Annotated in this window: 12 protein-coding genes; 5 read left to right on the top strand and 7 right to left on the bottom strand. The window is 64.9% G+C overall.

Going from position 1 to position 14467, the window contains the following annotated elements:
• Positions 1 to 106: 106 nt before the first annotated feature.
• From ACL02S_RS19465 to ACL02S_RS19450, 4 genes are all read right to left on the bottom strand, one after another.
• Positions 107 to 3118 (bottom strand): bifunctional [glutamine synthetase] adenylyltransferase/[glutamine synthetase]-adenylyl-L-tyrosine phosphorylase, encoded by a 3012-nt coding sequence (locus ACL02S_RS19465; protein WP_412803888.1) that lies wholly within the window; start codon positions 3116 to 3118, stop codon positions 107 to 109.
• Positions 3119 to 3175: 57 nt separating this feature from the next.
• A complete protein-coding gene (gene glnA, locus ACL02S_RS19460) occupies positions 3176 to 4516 on the bottom strand; it encodes a type I glutamate--ammonia ligase (protein WP_412803887.1) in 1341 nt (446 codons plus the stop codon).
• 157 nt (positions 4517 to 4673) lie between these two features.
• Complete coding sequence (locus tag ACL02S_RS19455) at positions 4674 to 6209, bottom strand: alpha/beta hydrolase (protein WP_412803886.1); 1536 nt, start codon at positions 6207 to 6209, stop codon at positions 4674 to 4676.
• 435 nt (positions 6210 to 6644) lie between these two features.
• The gene (locus ACL02S_RS19450; protein ID WP_412803885.1) at positions 6645 to 7106 is read right to left on the bottom strand and encodes a hypothetical protein; all 462 of its coding nucleotides are present in this window, start codon (positions 7104 to 7106) and stop codon (positions 6645 to 6647) included.
• A 1063-nt stretch (positions 7107 to 8169) separates the two neighbouring features.
• On the opposite strand from ACL02S_RS19450, the gene panB reads away from it, so the two are divergent.
• Positions 8170 to 9027 (top strand): 3-methyl-2-oxobutanoate hydroxymethyltransferase, encoded by an 858-nt coding sequence (gene panB, locus ACL02S_RS19445; RefSeq protein WP_412803884.1) that lies wholly within the window; start codon positions 8170 to 8172, stop codon positions 9025 to 9027.
• Positions 9028 to 9145: 118 nt separating this feature from the next.
• On the opposite strand, the gene ACL02S_RS19440 is transcribed toward panB, so the two are convergent.
• On the bottom strand, positions 9146 to 9616 hold the full coding sequence (locus ACL02S_RS19440) for a hypothetical protein (RefSeq protein WP_412803883.1): 471 nt from the start codon (positions 9614 to 9616) through the stop codon (positions 9146 to 9148).
• Between ACL02S_RS19440 and ACL02S_RS19435 the strand changes: the two genes are divergently transcribed.
• Genes ACL02S_RS19435 through ACL02S_RS19425 form a run of 3 tightly spaced genes read left to right on the top strand, consistent with a single transcriptional unit; the run spans position 9615 to position 11697 of the window.
• Positions 9615 to 9845, top strand: coding sequence for a hypothetical protein (locus ACL02S_RS19435; RefSeq protein ID WP_412803882.1), 231 nt, complete (start codon positions 9615 to 9617; stop codon positions 9843 to 9845). The two genes, ACL02S_RS19440 and ACL02S_RS19435, sit on opposite strands and share 2 nt — an antisense overlap.
• A gap of 14 nt (positions 9846 to 9859) precedes the next feature.
• On the top strand, positions 9860 to 10822 hold the full coding sequence (gene pip, locus ACL02S_RS19430; RefSeq protein ID WP_412803881.1) for a prolyl aminopeptidase: 963 nt from the start codon (positions 9860 to 9862) through the stop codon (positions 10820 to 10822).
• Positions 10819 to 11697 carry a CHAD domain-containing protein gene (locus tag ACL02S_RS19425; protein WP_412803880.1) on the top strand — a complete coding sequence of 293 codons (879 nt, stop codon included), beginning with the start codon at positions 10819 to 10821 and terminating at the stop codon, positions 11695 to 11697. Before pip ends, ACL02S_RS19425 begins: the two co-directional genes overlap by 4 nt.
• 52 nt (positions 11698 to 11749) lie before the next feature.
• Here the strand turns inward: ACL02S_RS19425 and ACL02S_RS19420 are convergent, their stop codons facing one another.
• Both ACL02S_RS19420 and ACL02S_RS19415 read right to left on the bottom strand, forming a co-directional pair.
• Entirely contained in the window at positions 11750 to 13195 is a 1446-nt protein-coding gene (locus tag ACL02S_RS19420; protein WP_412803937.1) for an RNB domain-containing ribonuclease, read from the bottom strand.
• A gap of 21 nt (positions 13196 to 13216) precedes the next feature.
• On the bottom strand, positions 13217 to 13531 hold the full coding sequence (locus tag ACL02S_RS19415; protein ID WP_412803879.1) for a hypothetical protein: 315 nt from the start codon (positions 13529 to 13531) through the stop codon (positions 13217 to 13219).
• A gap of 445 nt (positions 13532 to 13976) precedes the next feature.
• On the opposite strand from ACL02S_RS19415, the gene ACL02S_RS19410 reads away from it, so the two are divergent.
• The gene (locus tag ACL02S_RS19410; protein ID WP_412803878.1) at positions 13977 to 14360 is read left to right on the top strand and encodes a hypothetical protein; all 384 of its coding nucleotides are present in this window, start codon (positions 13977 to 13979) and stop codon (positions 14358 to 14360) included.
• The last annotated feature ends 107 nt before the right edge of the window (positions 14361 to 14467 follow it).

Raw genomic sequence — 14467 nt, 5'->3', positions numbered from 1 at the left:
ATCGCATAAGAAATCGGCTCGACTGTTACCGACCCGTGATGGTGTCGTTTCTGATCCGGAACCTCTACCGGGTAGCTGCGGAACCGACCTCGGCGCGGCTGCCGCCTCAGCCGCCGAAAACCCGCTCTACCACGGCTTTCGCTCGTCGCGTTACGCGCATGTAATGGTCGAGGAAGGCACTGCCGTCGTCGGTCGGCCACCCGGCTACCCTGGCGACGGCCGAGAGAAGCGGACCAGGTCCGGGGAGCTGGTCGCTCGGCTTACCCCGCACCAGAACCAGCGCATTGCGTGCTTTGGTCGCGGTGAGCCACGCATCGCGCAGCAACGCCACATCGGCTGTGTCCAGCAGTCCGGTCCGCTCGATCACCTCCAGCGATTCCAGGGTGGAGGTGTTGTGCAGCGCGGGCACCTCATGGGCGTGCCGCAACTGCAGCAGCTGGACCGTCCATTCGATATCGGCCAGGCCACCGCGCCCCAGTTTGGTGTGCGTGGCCGGATCGGCGCCACGCGGCAGCCGCTCCGAATCCACCCTGGCCTTGATCCGCCGGATCTCACGCACCGCCTCGGTCGATACCCCGCCCTTCGGATAGCGCACCTCATCGATGACATGCAGGAACCGAACCCCGAGTTCCTGATCACCCGCTACCTGGTGAGCGCGCAGCAATGCCTGTATCTCCCAGGGCTGGGCCCACTGCCGGTAGTACGCGGCATAAGCGGCCAGGGTGCGCACCAGGGCGCCGTTGCGCCCCTCCGGACGCAATCCGGCGTCCACATGCAATGGCGGATCGGTGCTCGGTGCCCCGAGCAGACGCTGTACCCGGTCGGCCACCCCGATCGCCCATTTGACCGCCTCGGCCTCGTCCGCTCCCGGCCTCGGGTCACAGACGAACAGCACATCGGCATCCGAGCCGTAACCGAGCTCCATCCCGCCGAGCCTGCCCATGCCGATAACCGCGAGAGCAGCGGGCGCGGGCATACCCCGCTCGGCTTCGGTAGCCCGGATCACCGCACGCAGCGACGCCTCCAGCACCGCTACCCATACCGCGGACAGCGCCCGGCACACCTGCGGTACCTCGAGCATGCCGAGCAGATCGGCCGAGGCCACCCGCGCCAGTTCATGTCTGCGTAGTGAGCGGGCCGCGGCTACGGCGCGTCTCGGATCCTCGTAGCGAGCGGCGGCGGTGAGGATACCGCGCGCGACTTCTTCCGTCCGGGGTCCGAGCAGCAACGGGCCACTGGGCCCATCGGCGTACATCCGGATCGTCTCCGGTGCGTTGATCAGCAGATCGGGCAGATATTCCGAGGAGCCGAGCACGATCATGAGCCGCTGCGCGACGGCCCCCTCGTCGCGGAGCACACGCAGGAACCAGGTCTGATCGGCGAGCCCCTCCGACACCCGGCGGTAGGCCAGCAGTCCGGCATCGGGATTCGGGGTCTCGCCCAGCCATTCGAGCAGGGTCGGAAGCAGCAGTGCTTGGATGCGGCCCTTGCGGGCCACCCCGCTGGTCAGCGCTTTCAGATGTCCGAGCGCGTGTTCCGGCGCCACATAGCCGAGGGCGGCCAGCTGCCGGACGGCCGCCTCCGGGCTCAGGCGCAGCGCATCGGGGTCGAGGCGCGCCACCGATTCCAGCAGCGGCCGGTAGAACAGTTTGACGTGCAGGCGCCGCACTCGTAGGGCATTCCGGCGAATCTCACTGGCCAGCACCCCCACCGCGTTCTGCCTGCCGTCCGGGCGGATATGCGCGGCACGCGCCAGCCAGCGCATCCCCTCCTGATCCTCGGCAGCGGGCAGCGTGTGGGTACGCCGCAGACGCTGCAGCTGCAGTCGGTGCTCCAGCAAGCGCAGGAACTCGTATGAAGCAGTGAGATTCGCCGCGTCGTCACGTCCGACATATCCGCCCGCCGCCAGCGCGGTCAGCGCCTCGACAGTACTCGCCACATGGAGGGTCTCATCCACCCGGCCGTGCACCAATTGCAAGAGCTGTACCGCGAATTCGACATCGCGCAAGCTGCCCTGTCCGAGTTTGAGTTCGCGCTCGCGCATATCGGCGGGCACCAAGTCCTCCACCCGCCTGCGCATCGCCTGGACATCGGGAACGAAATCGGGACGCTCCGCCGCCGACCACACCATCGGCATCAGCGCGGCGCGGTATTGCTCACCGAGAGCGAGATCGCCGGTAACCGGCCGATTCTTCAGCAGCGCCTGGAACTCCCAGGTGCGTGCCCACCGCTTGTAATACGCGATATGCGAGTCCAAGGTACGTACCAGGGCGCCGGCCTTGCCTTCCGGCCGCAGTGCGGCGTCGACCTCGAAGAAGGCCTGGCTCGCCACACTCATCAACTCAGCCGCCAGCCGGGTCGCGGTGTTATCGGCGGGCTCGGCCACGAACACCACATCGACGTCGCTGACATAGTTCAGCTCGCACGCGCCGCTTTTGCCCATCGCGAGCACGCCGAGCCGCACCGGCACCGGACCGTCCTTGCACACCCGCGCGACCGCGACGGCCAAGGCCGCGGTCAAAGCGGCGTCGGCCAGATCGGTGAGATGCCTGCTGACCACCTGGTACGGCAACACCGGTTCGTTCTCCACGGTGGCCGCCAAGTCCAGCGCGGCCAGCAGCATCAGCTGATCGCGGTACCGCGTGCGCAGCGACGCCACCACATCGGGGCCAGCGTTTCCGGCACGAAACAGCATCGGCGCAGCGCAGGGGCCCTGTTCTGGCTCCGCGTCGACCACGGCGAGCAGATCGGCGACGGCCTCATCGCGTTCCGGTAAATCTTTGCGGCGCAATATCTCCCAGGCCGATGGCCTGGCGACGAGATGATCCCCCAAAGCGCTGGAAGCGCCGAGTAATCCGAACAGCCTGCCGCGCAAGGACGTATCCTCGCGGATCGCCGAATCGACAGCTGCCCAACCGTTTCCGATTTCCGCACGCAGCCGCATGAGCGTGTGCAATGCCAGATCGGCGTCCGGCGCACGCGATAGCGCCCACAGCACCGGGATACTCTCGAGATTGTCCCAGCCCAATTCATGTAGCGACGCAGCGGCGGTCGGCTCGAGCAATCCGAGCCGGCCCACCCCGGGGACCGCAGAGCGGGCAGACGGTGGCCGAACCATAGTTCTCAAATTACATGGCCGACACCACGCGTATACCGCTGCCCGGCGCCCCTCTGGTCACAGCCCCAGGTACTCCTGGATCTCGAACGGCGTGACCTGACTGCGATAGTCTGCCCACTCCCTGCGCTTATTGCGCAGGAAGAAGTCGAACACGTGCTCACCCAATGTCTCGGCGACCAGCTCGGAGCGCTCCATCGCCTGCAGCGCCTCGTCCAGCGAGCCCGGCAGTTCCCGGAAACCCATCGCGCGCCGTTCCGCCGCGGTCAGCGACCATACGTCGTCCTCGGCTTCCGGAGGAAGTGTGTACCCCTTCTCTATCCCTCGTAAACCGGCCGCGAGCAGCACGGCGAAGGACAGATACGGGTTGCACGCGGAATCGGGGCTACGAATCTCGACCCGGCGCGAGGACGACTTGTTCGGCGTGTACATCGGTACCCGTACCAGAGCGGAGCGGTTGGACCGTCCCCATGAGGACGCGGTGGGCGCCTCACCGCCGTGGATGAGCCGCTTATAGGAGTTCACCCACTGATTGGTGACCGCGCTGATCTCCGAGGCGTGCTCGAGGATGCCCGCGATGAACGCCCGTGCCGTCGCGGAGAGGTTGATCGGGTCGTCCGGATCATGGAAGGCGTTCGTCTCGCCCTCGAACAGGCTCATATGCGTGTGCATGGCCGAGCCGGGGTACTGGGCGAAGGGCTTCGGCATGAAGGTCGCGCGCACCCCCTCGTCGATGGCGACTTCCTTGATCAGATAGCGGAAGGTCATCACGTTGTCGGCCATGGACAACGCGTCGGCGTAGCGCAGATCGATCTCTTGCTGGCCAGGGGCGCCCTCGTGATGGCTGAACTCCACCGAGATGCCCATGGATTCCAGCGCATCGATGGCATGGCGGCGGAAGTTCGGCGCCGAGTCGTGCACAGCTTGATCGAAGAACCCGCCGGTATCGGCGGGCACCGGCGCACCACTGTCCTGCAGACCGTTCTTCAGCAGAAAGAACTCGATCTCGGGGTGCACGTAGCAACTGAAGCCCACATCCCCGGCCTTGTTGAGCTGACGACGCAACACATGCCGCGGATCGGCCCAGGACGGGGACCCGTCGGGCATGGCGATATCGCAGAACATGCGCGCCGAGTGCTGGTGCCCTTTACTGCTGGCCCAGGGCAACACCTGGAAGGTCGATGGATCCGGCCGGGCGACCATATCGGCCTCCGAGACCCGGGCGAAGCCTTCGATGGCCGAGCCGTCGAAGCCGATGCCCTCCTCGAACGCTCCTTCCAGCTCCGCGGGAGCGATCGCGACGGATTTCAGGTAACCCAAGACATCGGTGAACCAGAGCCGCACGAAGCGGATGTCCCGTTCTTCGAGCGTCCGCAGCACGAATTCCTTCTGGCGATCCATGCCCGCGAGCGTAAGCACCTGGCGTTAAATCCGTGTTACATACACGCTTAAGATTTCCGAGCGGGTTTTCTCGGCGAACTCCGCACAGCCGGATCGGCTGTGGTGTGCGTTCTTCCCGGCCCTGATCGCACCGCGGCAACCGCTTCGAACGCGGGAATCAGCAGGTGAGTCCCGGCTCAGGTGCGGTGAGGTCGATCAGATAGGCGATAACCGCATCGTCCACACACGACTCACCGGCCACCAGTACTACTGTGTGCCCGCTGCCCTGATACGTGATGAGCGCGGCGTCCAATTGGTCGGCCAGGTCGACACCGGCCTGATACGGCGTCGCCGGATCACCGGTTGTGGACACCACCACCGTCTCCGGCAACCCCGGCACCGAGAGCCGATGCGGTCGACTGGTGTTCGGCACCGGCCAGACAGCGCACAGTTCCAGTGGCGCCGCTCCGGTACCGCGACCGTCATCCAAGAAGGGCGCGGCCTTGCGGTATTCGGCATCCTGCCTGGCCGTGACGGCACGGTCGGTGATGCGTGGATCGTCCACACACCGGATAGCGTTGAACGCGTCGATCTTGTTGTCGTAGGTACCGTCGAGGTAACGACCGCCGTACAAGTCGGCCAGTTCCAGCAAGGTATCACCGCGTCCGTCGCGCAACTCGGACAGTCCCCTGGTGAGTCGCTTCCACAGTTGGTCGGTGTAAAGCGCCTGGCTCATACCCGTAAGCGCGTCACCGTAGTTCAGCCCGCGTGGGTCAGTAGTTGGCACCGGCCTGTCCCACAGCGGGTCCACCAGCTCACGGAACCGCTGCACCGCTCGAGCCGGATCGCCGCCGAGCGGACAGCTGGGCTCACGCGCACAGTCCGCGGCGTAGGCGTCGAACGCCTTCTGGAAGCCGGCAGCCTGCCGCAATGACTCTTGCACCGGGTCCTGCGCGGAATCAATTGCGCCGTCCAACACCAGCGCGCGCACACGGTCCGGAAACTTCTCCGCGTAGGCCGAACCGATCTTGGTGCCATAGGAATAGCCGAGATAGGTGAGCGCGTCATCACCCAATACAGCCCGCATGACATCAATATCCTGCACCACCTCGCGCGTGCCGACATGGGCGAGGAAGTCCTCACCGACCCGCTCGGCACAGCGCTCGGCGTACCGACGATTGTCCGCCTCGGCTTCCGCGATCCCCTCCGGCGAGTAGTCCTCCGGCGGCTCGGCACGCTCAGCGTCCTGCTCTTGCGCGGTCTGACAGACGATCACGGGAACAGAGGAGCCGACACCGCGTGGATCGAAGCCGATCCGATCGAAGCGCTCGGCCAGTGCGGTATTGCTACCCAGCCATACCATGCTCAGACCAGACCTCCCCGGCCCGCCCGGGTTCACGAGCAGCGAACCGATCCGTGGTCCCGTCGCCTTGATCCGGGACATCGCGATCTGTGCAGTCGGTCCGTCCGGTGCCGCATAGTCCACTGGGACCGTGATCCGCGCGCACTGCGCGATCGGCGGAAGACGGTCGGTCGGTCCACCGAATCCGGTGCAGCTCCCCCACTGCACGGGCTGCTCATAGAACTTGGCCAGCCCAGCGAGCGGCGGGGGCATCGGACGACTCGATTCAGCCGGGGTACTCGCGCATCCTGCAACAAGCACCGCCAGCACGACTGCATTGCGCCCATACCGCACTACTGACATATCTTGCATACTGCCATCGGACAAGGTCGGCACCGATGCAGGCAGGCACCATGGAACCTCACCGGCCGGTCGGGAAACATTCTCGACGGTCGGTCAGCGATAGGCAGAATTTCATTCTTCCTATCGCTGACCGACACATCGGCACACCAAGCACCTATCGGTTCGATCTCGATGCACGGTGAAATTTACGGTACACCCCGTACTGAGCCGGAAGGCCGAGCGTGGCGGCCGCAATAGCGGCGATACCATATCGGACGATGGGATGAGCATTGCCTAGCACATAGATAACACCAGAGAATGTCACAGACACAACAAAAGCCATAGTCAAATATTCAGCCCAGAAAGGCAAGCTGTATATTTCACTAAATTTCCTCCGCCTGACGATAAATTGCCAGAAGCCCACCCTGCTCCCACCTCCGAATTAAACATATGGAACTCGCACAGCTAGTCGTCACACAGTTTGTTGAAGTCGATCGCCCCGCCACCCGCACCCTTCACAAGATTGCACACCAGGCCAGCGACAGGATTGACCACCGCAACCGGACCGCAGACTAGCACACCGTGAGCTTGATACAGAGCCCAACCGGTGACGGCTTTCTTGCAACGCAATTGCCAGGGTGCAGTCTGCCTGGCCGGAGGTCCCGCCTGCTTGGCCGGAGGTCCCGCAATCGGTGACAACCTCGGCGTCCCGTCCAACACTTCCGCGACGATATCCATGCTCTCGCGAGCCGAAACCGACTGAGCCACATCGCACGAGGCCTGGGACGAGCTCGCCGACAAAGGATTCCCGAGGCTCATCGGATCCTGGTACCCCGCAGCATGAGCCGCCTGAGCACCGAAACCGGTTGCAATGCCCCCCAGCGCCACCGCTACAGCACCAGTGGCAATAAACTTGCTGATTTCCATCTCATAATCTCCACTTCATCAGATTTTTCATAGTCACATCAGTCGATAAAAAATGCCGTCACTACACCCCCTCGAGACAATAAATTAAGACATTCCGCGCATGGCATAATGCCACGAGCGAAACGGCCATAAGATACACCATCAAATCGGAAACTCTACATGTAGCCTGTTATTGATTCGACCGTCCACAACGAGACCCCTCCCCGAAAAGTAGAGATACAAGACTGAGCGAAGTATTCATATATCGGATCGAACCTGTACAGGTCGCGTCGACCGAGGCGCTATCCGGTTTCACAGCGATATACGGTTCCCCACAGCTACTAATTCAGGGATCGCCTTGCTGTCGACAGCCGGCCACTCTCGCGACATACCGAAGCGACATCGCCACCGGAATACGACTTCGACCCATCCAGTCGATACATGAACGCCTGCCGCCCCGGCCCCAAGGAGCCGGATTCGTAACACGTTCCATACAAACCCCCATGACTCGAGTAATTGAGCCGCCTCACCATTCTGACGAGTCCCAGCTCTGTACCATTCATTGAGATTCGACGTCACACAGCTTCCAGCGGTTCCACTCCGAACGCGAAAACTTTCGATACCTCCGGAACTCGACCACCATCAGAGGCATATCCCCAGGAAAAGGGGGGCCATGCTCCGCGAAACCATGATTCATGTCACATGATTGCCCTCGGGTGGAGATAGGCTGCACTCCGATCGCCCGGGCTGGATGGAACGACGATCCAGTAAGGAGTGTTCCACCGCAGCCGCCTCCACGTTGCCATCATCTTCCCGCCCTGTTCGCCGATGGCCGACCGGGGCCGCGCACACGGAAAGAGAGGAATGATCCCGGCCCCGATGTGCCGGTTTACCCGGATTGCCGGATGCACCCGTCGACCTACTATTCACCTGTGGAAAGACGACTTCGACAGGATCCGTCTGTTGTGACCAACGGCATCGTGGGCCAGCCTTAAGCTAGACGCGAACCGGTGGCAGACTGAACCTGGTGACACCAACCCGGGGACCCGCACGGGCCCCGAGGAGACACACGAAAGGGACGATGATGTCCGTATCAGATTCGGAAACCCCTGCCTACGGTACTGCCCCCGCCGAGCCCGAGAAGACTGTGCGTAAGACGAGGGTGCATCACCTGCAGCAGATGAAAACCGCGGGAGAACGCTGGGCGATGCTGACCGCCTACGACTACTCCTCGGCCCGGCTGTTCAACGAGGCGGGTATCCCCGTACTACTGGTCGGCGACTCGGCGGCCAATGTCGTATACGGCTACGACACCACCGTGCCTATCACCGTCGAGGAGCTCATTCCGCTGGTCCGTGGTGTGGTCCGCGGCGCAGCACAGGCACTGGTCGTGGCCGACCTGCCGTTCGGCACCTACGAATCCTCGCCACAACAGGCGCTGGCTACCGCGACCCGGTTCATGAAGGAAGGAGGGGCACACGCGGTGAAGCTGGAGGGCGGCGAGCGCGTCGCCGAACAGATCGCGAGGATCACCGCGGCGGGTATTCCGGTGATGGCGCATATCGGCTTCACCCCGCAGAGCGTGAACAGCCTGGGCGGTTTCCGCGTGCAGGGCCGAGGGGACGGCGCCGAACAGCTGATCGCCGATGCCATCGCGGTACAGGAAGCGGGCGCGTTCGCCGTGGTCATGGAGATGGTTCCGGCCGAGCTGGCCGGACAGATCACCCGCAAGCTGACCATCCCGACTGTCGGTATCGGCGCGGGCGCCGATACCGACGCCCAAGTACTGGTCTGGCAAGACATGGCAGGCCACACCAGCGGCAAGACAGCGAAATTCGTCAAACGCTTCGGCCGTATCGGCGACGAATTGCGTGCCGCGGCAACGGCTTACGCCGAAGAAGTGCGTCGCGGAACCTTCCCCGGCCCCGAACACAGTTTCTGAACGACACTTTCCACGCGAAGAACGCAATATTGAGCCGACCGGGCGGTGCGTACACCTGCCGCACTGCCCGGTCGGCCGTGCCGCCGCGCACCGCACGACCCGTATCGCGCGGAACACCTCACCCGAAGGCGAGAGCCGAGAAGGCACCTGGCGTCGAGATCAGCCCGGCCCGCTGATAACACTCGCCCTGGCACACCACGGCCTGCCTCGCCCCGTAGTCCGGGAGTTGCCGATCGAGCCACCCGGGCGGTTCCGCCGGAACTATTCCCACCGAAGCAGACATCACCGGCCGGCAGGGGCGATCAATGGCAGACTCGATACCGACAATACCGACACAACCAGAGGTACCGATGCCGAGCAGCCGTTGGATTTCCCGCACCACCCTGCTGGTGGCGAGCGTTCTCACCGCCGTGGTTTCGACCGCGTGCGGCCCGGAATCGCCTGCCCCCGCACCCAGCGGCAGCACAACGAGTTCTCCCGCGCCGACGACCACGGAATCGACCGCGACGACACCGAACACGAGTCCCGGCCGCAGTACGGAGGCCGCCCCGGAGGTCTCCGACGCGGCAGCGGTCAGGCTGTGCGACATGATCCGGCCGGAACTGTCCAATTGGCGGGTACAAGGACCGACACTTGGCAAGATCGGGCTCAACGCGCTCGTGCACGAGTGGGCGCTGGTCAACGGCGCCATCAATGCCACGGTGCTGGCCGACAAACCGATCATCGACCGCCTCACCAGCGAAAGCTGCCCCGATGTGCGGCGACAAGCCCTTGACGCGCTGGAGCTCCCCGACCTGGCCTCCGGGCTCGCGTTCTGATAGGAGACGATCGGATGCGTACGCGCTACCCGGAGATCGAGCCATACGACTCCGGCATGCTGGCCGTCGGTGACGGTCAGTCGGTGTATTGGGAAGTCAGCGGTAACCCGGCGGGCAAACCGGTGGTCTTCCTGCACGGCGGACCCGGCGGCGCCACCGCACCACACCACCGGGAGTTCTTCGATCCGTCCGCCTACCGGATCGTGCTGTTCGACCAGCGTGGTTGTGGCCGCTCCACCCCGCACCTGTCCGACGATTCGACCATGACGCACAACACCACCCAGCACCTGATCGCCGATATCGAGACCTTGCGCGCGCATCTGGGCATCGAGCGCTGGCAGGTGTTCGGCGGCTCATGGGGTTCCACGCTCGCGCTGGCCTATGCGCAACGGCATCCCGAGCGGGTGACCGAGCTGGTACTGCGCGGCATCTTCCTGTTACGCCGCAAGGAAATCGACTGGTACTACAACGGCGCGGCAGGGTACGTCTATCCGGACGAATGGGCGAAGTTCCTCGCGCCGGTTCCTGAGGGCGAACGCGACCAGGATCTCGTCGAGGTCTACCACCGGCTGCTGCACTCCCCCGATGAACAGGTCGCCCATGCGGCGGCGATCGCCTGGTCCAGCTGGGAAGGCGCGACGAGTTCGCTGTTGCCGCAGCCGGATCGGGTCACGGACATGGCAGAACCCCGATTCGCGCTGGCTTTCGCCAGAATCGAGAACCACTACTTCCGCCATGGTGGATTCCTCGATGAGGGCCAACTGCTGCGTGATATCGACACTATCGCTCATATCCCCGCGGTGATCGTGCAGGGCCGCCACGACATCGTCTGTCCAGCGGTGAGCGCGTGGGAGCTGCACCAGGCTTGGCCCGGTTCGATCCTGCACATTGTCGACGATGCCGGACACGCGGCTACCGAACCCGGTATCGTCCATCATCTGATCGAAGCGACCGACCGATTCGCGAAGCTGGGGTGAGTATTGTGCCCACAGCAGGCAAAGCCCTCGGTGCCGCCCTCAGGCAGGACATCGACCGGCTCCTGACCGCCGAGCCCGAAGTGCGGGCCGACGCACCGGACTCCGTGCATCAGATGCGGGTAGCCACCCGCAGGCTGCGCAGTGTGCTGCGGTCCTATCGCGGGCTGCTGCGCAGAAAACCGGCCGCCGCGCTCGGCACCGAACTCAAGTGGCTGGCGGGTCTGCTCGGGGAGGCGCGCGATGCCGAGGTGCGCGCCGACCGGTTCACCACCTTGCTCGCCGAGCACGCCGAACACACCCCGCCCGCTGAGCTCGACGCCGCTACCGCACGTCTGGCGGATGCCGAGCGGGATCGTTATCGCGCGGCGCACAGCGAGATCCTGCGCGCATTGCACAGCGAGCGCTACCGCGAACTGTGCGCGGAACTGGCCGAGTGGCACACCGCTGCGCCGCTGCGCCGTTCCCGCGCCGCGGCACAGGCGGTGGCGGCCTTCGACACCGTATTGCGCCATGACCTCGACCGGGTGAAATCCCTCGTCAGCGCCGAACACACGGTCGCGGCCTGCGAACGCGTCGAACTGCTGCACGATATCCGCAAAAGCGCCAAACGGTTGCGCTATTCGTGTGAAGCGGCGGAGCCGACGATCGGCAAGCGCGCTACCGACCTCGGTAAGCACGCCAAAAAGCTGCAGACCGTGCTCGGCGAGCACCGGGACGCGGTGGAGTCACATGAGGCCATTCTCCGCAGGGCGGCCGATGCCGCCTCCGCAGGCGAGCACACCACGCTCTACGAGGCCCTGGCGGCTGTCGAGGACGCCGCGGCGGGACGCGAGCTGAGCCGCTACCCGGCTACTGCCGCGCTCCTGTTCGGATAGCCTCCACTGGGCAATCGGGTGGAGTCGCCATGCCACAACGCTTCCCATGCCATCAGGCGGGATAGGTGAAGATCACTTTCCGCTCCCCTGGATCCGCCGACGACAACCGTACCCGCACCGCCGCACCCTCCGGCGGGTCGCCGGTACAGGGCCCGAGCACCGGCGGATCGGAGATGAAAATCATGGCGGGCCGGTTGGCGGTGGCCTCACGGACCACAACGGCGGTGAATTCCGCGCCCACTCGATCTGCCAGCACAGCCGACTCGGTCAGATCGATACAGGCGCGGTCGACCTTGCTCGCCACCCCGTCGCTGCGCCGCATGGTGCCTGCCACACCGTGCAGGCCTTCGCGCACCCAACGCGGTACCTCGGCACCCGCGCACCTGGCCAGGCAGATCTCGGTCGCGAACCGATCCGACAAACGCCGCAGTGGCGCGGTGACATGCGCGTACAGCGCACCGATAGCACTGTGCCGCAATGTTTCCTGCCCAGGAGACTCGCCGGTCGCGCCGTCGACCACAGTGTAGGAAGCACCACGTAGCAGGGTCGTCGCCTCCGACATCAGCACCAACGTCGCTGGGCTGCCTGGATCCAGCCGCGCCAGTATCCGTCCAGCCGCTTCCTCGGCAGGCCAAGCCACACCGAGCGCATGCGCGGTACGGCGCATCGAATCGAGTGCGGACTCCGCCGGTGGCGGCATGGTGCGCAGCACCGCGAGTCGCCGCGCGGCGGGCACCTCCCCGTCCATCATGATCCTGGCCGCGCACATCCCGGTCAGCAGCGAGACCTGCTCGTTCCACTCCGCGGCATCGGTACGTGGTCGCACCACCAGCCGCCAGTGCCCCTCGGTTGTCTCGTCACGCACCACGCACTGCGCGGGCAACCGCAGACCGATCGCACCACGTGCCAGCCCCGCCTCGATGCGCAGGCGACCGAACTCCGGCAGAGCCGCGATCGCGGGATGCAGCCTGCCGCGCTCGGCATCGGTGTGCACGCCGGTGTAGTCGAACCGGGCACGGGAACGCACCAAAGCCCGGACCACCGAGTACCGCTGTGGTTCAGCCCGTGCATCGAGCTCGATGGTCCACAGCGCGACCGGGCGGGTACACCCGGGCAGCAAACTTGCCGCCCCTTCCGATAAGGCCGGCGGATGCAGCGGCACGGCGGCGTCGGGAAAGTAAAACGTCTGCCCCCGCATTCCGGACTCCGCGGCGAGCGCGCCATCGGGAGTGATCACCGCACCGATATCGGCGATGGCGTAGTGCACGAGGAAGCCGGTACGGGTCCGTACGAGATACAAGGCCTGGTCCAGATCCATGGCCCCGGGCGGGTCGATCGTCACGAACGGGATGTCCGTGCGATCGACCCGGTCGCAGGCGAACGCGTCGACCACCGCACCGGCCTCCGCGCCTGCCTCGGCAGGGTATGCCGAGACCAAGCCGAACTCGGACCGCAGGGCGCCGAAATCAACTGGTGCCGAGACGATCCGGTGCGGCATTTCCACGCTACGGCGCCGGTCCTACTGCAATGCCAGCATGGTGCCGTTCAACTGATCGAACGGCCCGAAAACGGTGAAGGTGACCCGGCCACCCGGCACCGAAGACGATACCTGCGCCGCCGCACCCAATGCCTGACCGAACGAGGCGGCGGACGGATGCGGCAGCCCGGCGATAGCCGAACCGATATTGTTCTGGTGCACCCACATCGTGTCGGCGGGACTGAGATCGACCTGAATCCCACCCGGTAACGGGCTCACCGCTACCGCGCCTGCCGACCCGGCACCGAGGACCGCGAAAACCGAAGCGGCGCCTGCGACCAATGCACCGGCGACCATGGAGCGAACTACTCGCATATGTGTTGAGACCTGCTTCCCGCAATCGAAGTACGAACGGCCCGGCGCTGCCCGGCGCCGACCCTGAACCAACGGCATCTACTTTATGACGTTGATCACGATCAAAGCCAGTTCCGCGCGCATCGAGCCCTCGGCATGCTCCAGTGGCGACACAGCCACGCCTACGCTGCTAACGTGGCCGCCGGGGTGGGCAGCGCTCGCCCGCACTTGCGAAAGTGTTTTGCACGTCGATAATGGGGAGCCTCACGGATGTCATCGATATTGTTCGACTACCTGCTGCCACTGCTCGGTCCGGAGCAGGCGGCGTACTGGGCTCAGGTCTTCGTGATCAACCCGACCTGACCGAACGATCCTTTCCCGCTCGTCGTCGCCTGCTGCGCTCCGGCCGGCAGGCGCCGACGAGTGTGGGCGGCTAGCATCCTGCTGCGTGAAAAGAACTATCGGCGCGCTCGCGGCAGGCGCCACCCTCTTCACTCTGTTCCTCACCGGTTGCGGAGATGGCGAAGCCGACGACAACGCCACCTCCGCCACTACCAGCGCCGCAGCGGCGGCACCGGCTACCTCCACCCGGATAGATCAGGTGCGGGCCGGTGCCTTCATCGTCAGTTTCCACAGCGCGTTCCCGCAGTTCGCCGCAGGCAAGGACGATGCGAAAATCGCGAGCATCCTGTCCGGGACCTGCGCCGATCTCGCCGCAGGTGGATCCGAGGACGAAGCGGTCCAGAACATCGTCGAACGAGCGGGCGGCGCCACCGAGCCCAGCATGGAGGAAGCCAGGGCTATCTACCAGATGGCCGCGCTGATGTGCTGATTCGATTCCCGCGATCGGTGCCTGCGCTTACGAAGGGGCCCTTACCGCCCCATCTCCCGACTGCGCCGACCCAGCGAAACCGGCCACCGATAAGCCTCCACCGAGCG

Source organism: Nocardia spongicola (assembly GCF_047200775.1).
GTDB lineage: Bacteria > Actinomycetota > Actinomycetes > Mycobacteriales > Mycobacteriaceae > Nocardia.
The sequence above is the reverse complement of the archived record's forward strand: the minus strand, read 5'-3'. Positions and strand labels throughout refer to the sequence as shown.

What these genes read in the sequence shown, in the direction of transcription:
- ACL02S_RS19465 (WP_412803888.1), bottom strand. Translation starts at nt 3,118, where the DNA reads ATGGTTCGGCCACCGTCTGCCCGCTCTGCGGTCCCCGGGGTGGGCCGG.
- glnA (WP_412803887.1), bottom strand. Translation starts at nt 4,516, where the DNA reads ATGGATCGCCAGAAGGAATTCGTGCTGCGGACGCTCGAAGAACGGGAC.
- ACL02S_RS19455 (WP_412803886.1), bottom strand. Translation starts at nt 6,209, where the DNA reads ATGCAAGATATGTCAGTAGTGCGGTATGGGCGCAATGCAGTCGTGCTG.
- ACL02S_RS19450 (WP_412803885.1), bottom strand. Translation starts at nt 7,106, where the DNA reads ATGGAAATCAGCAAGTTTATTGCCACTGGTGCTGTAGCGGTGGCGCTG.
- panB (WP_412803884.1), top strand. Translation starts at nt 8,170, where the DNA reads ATGTCCGTATCAGATTCGGAAACCCCTGCCTACGGTACTGCCCCCGCC.
- ACL02S_RS19435 (WP_412803882.1), top strand. Translation starts at nt 9,615, where the DNA reads ATGATCCGGCCGGAACTGTCCAATTGGCGGGTACAAGGACCGACACTT.
- ACL02S_RS19440 (WP_412803883.1), bottom strand. Translation starts at nt 9,616, where the DNA reads ATGTCGCACAGCCTGACCGCTGCCGCGTCGGAGACCTCCGGGGCGGCC.
- pip (WP_412803881.1), top strand. Translation starts at nt 9,860, where the DNA reads ATGCGTACGCGCTACCCGGAGATCGAGCCATACGACTCCGGCATGCTG.
- ACL02S_RS19420 (WP_412803937.1), bottom strand. Translation starts at nt 13,195, where the DNA reads ATGCCGCACCGGATCGTCTCGGCACCAGTTGATTTCGGCGCCCTGCGG.
- ACL02S_RS19415 (WP_412803879.1), bottom strand. Translation starts at nt 13,531, where the DNA reads ATGGTCGCCGGTGCATTGGTCGCAGGCGCCGCTTCGGTTTTCGCGGTC.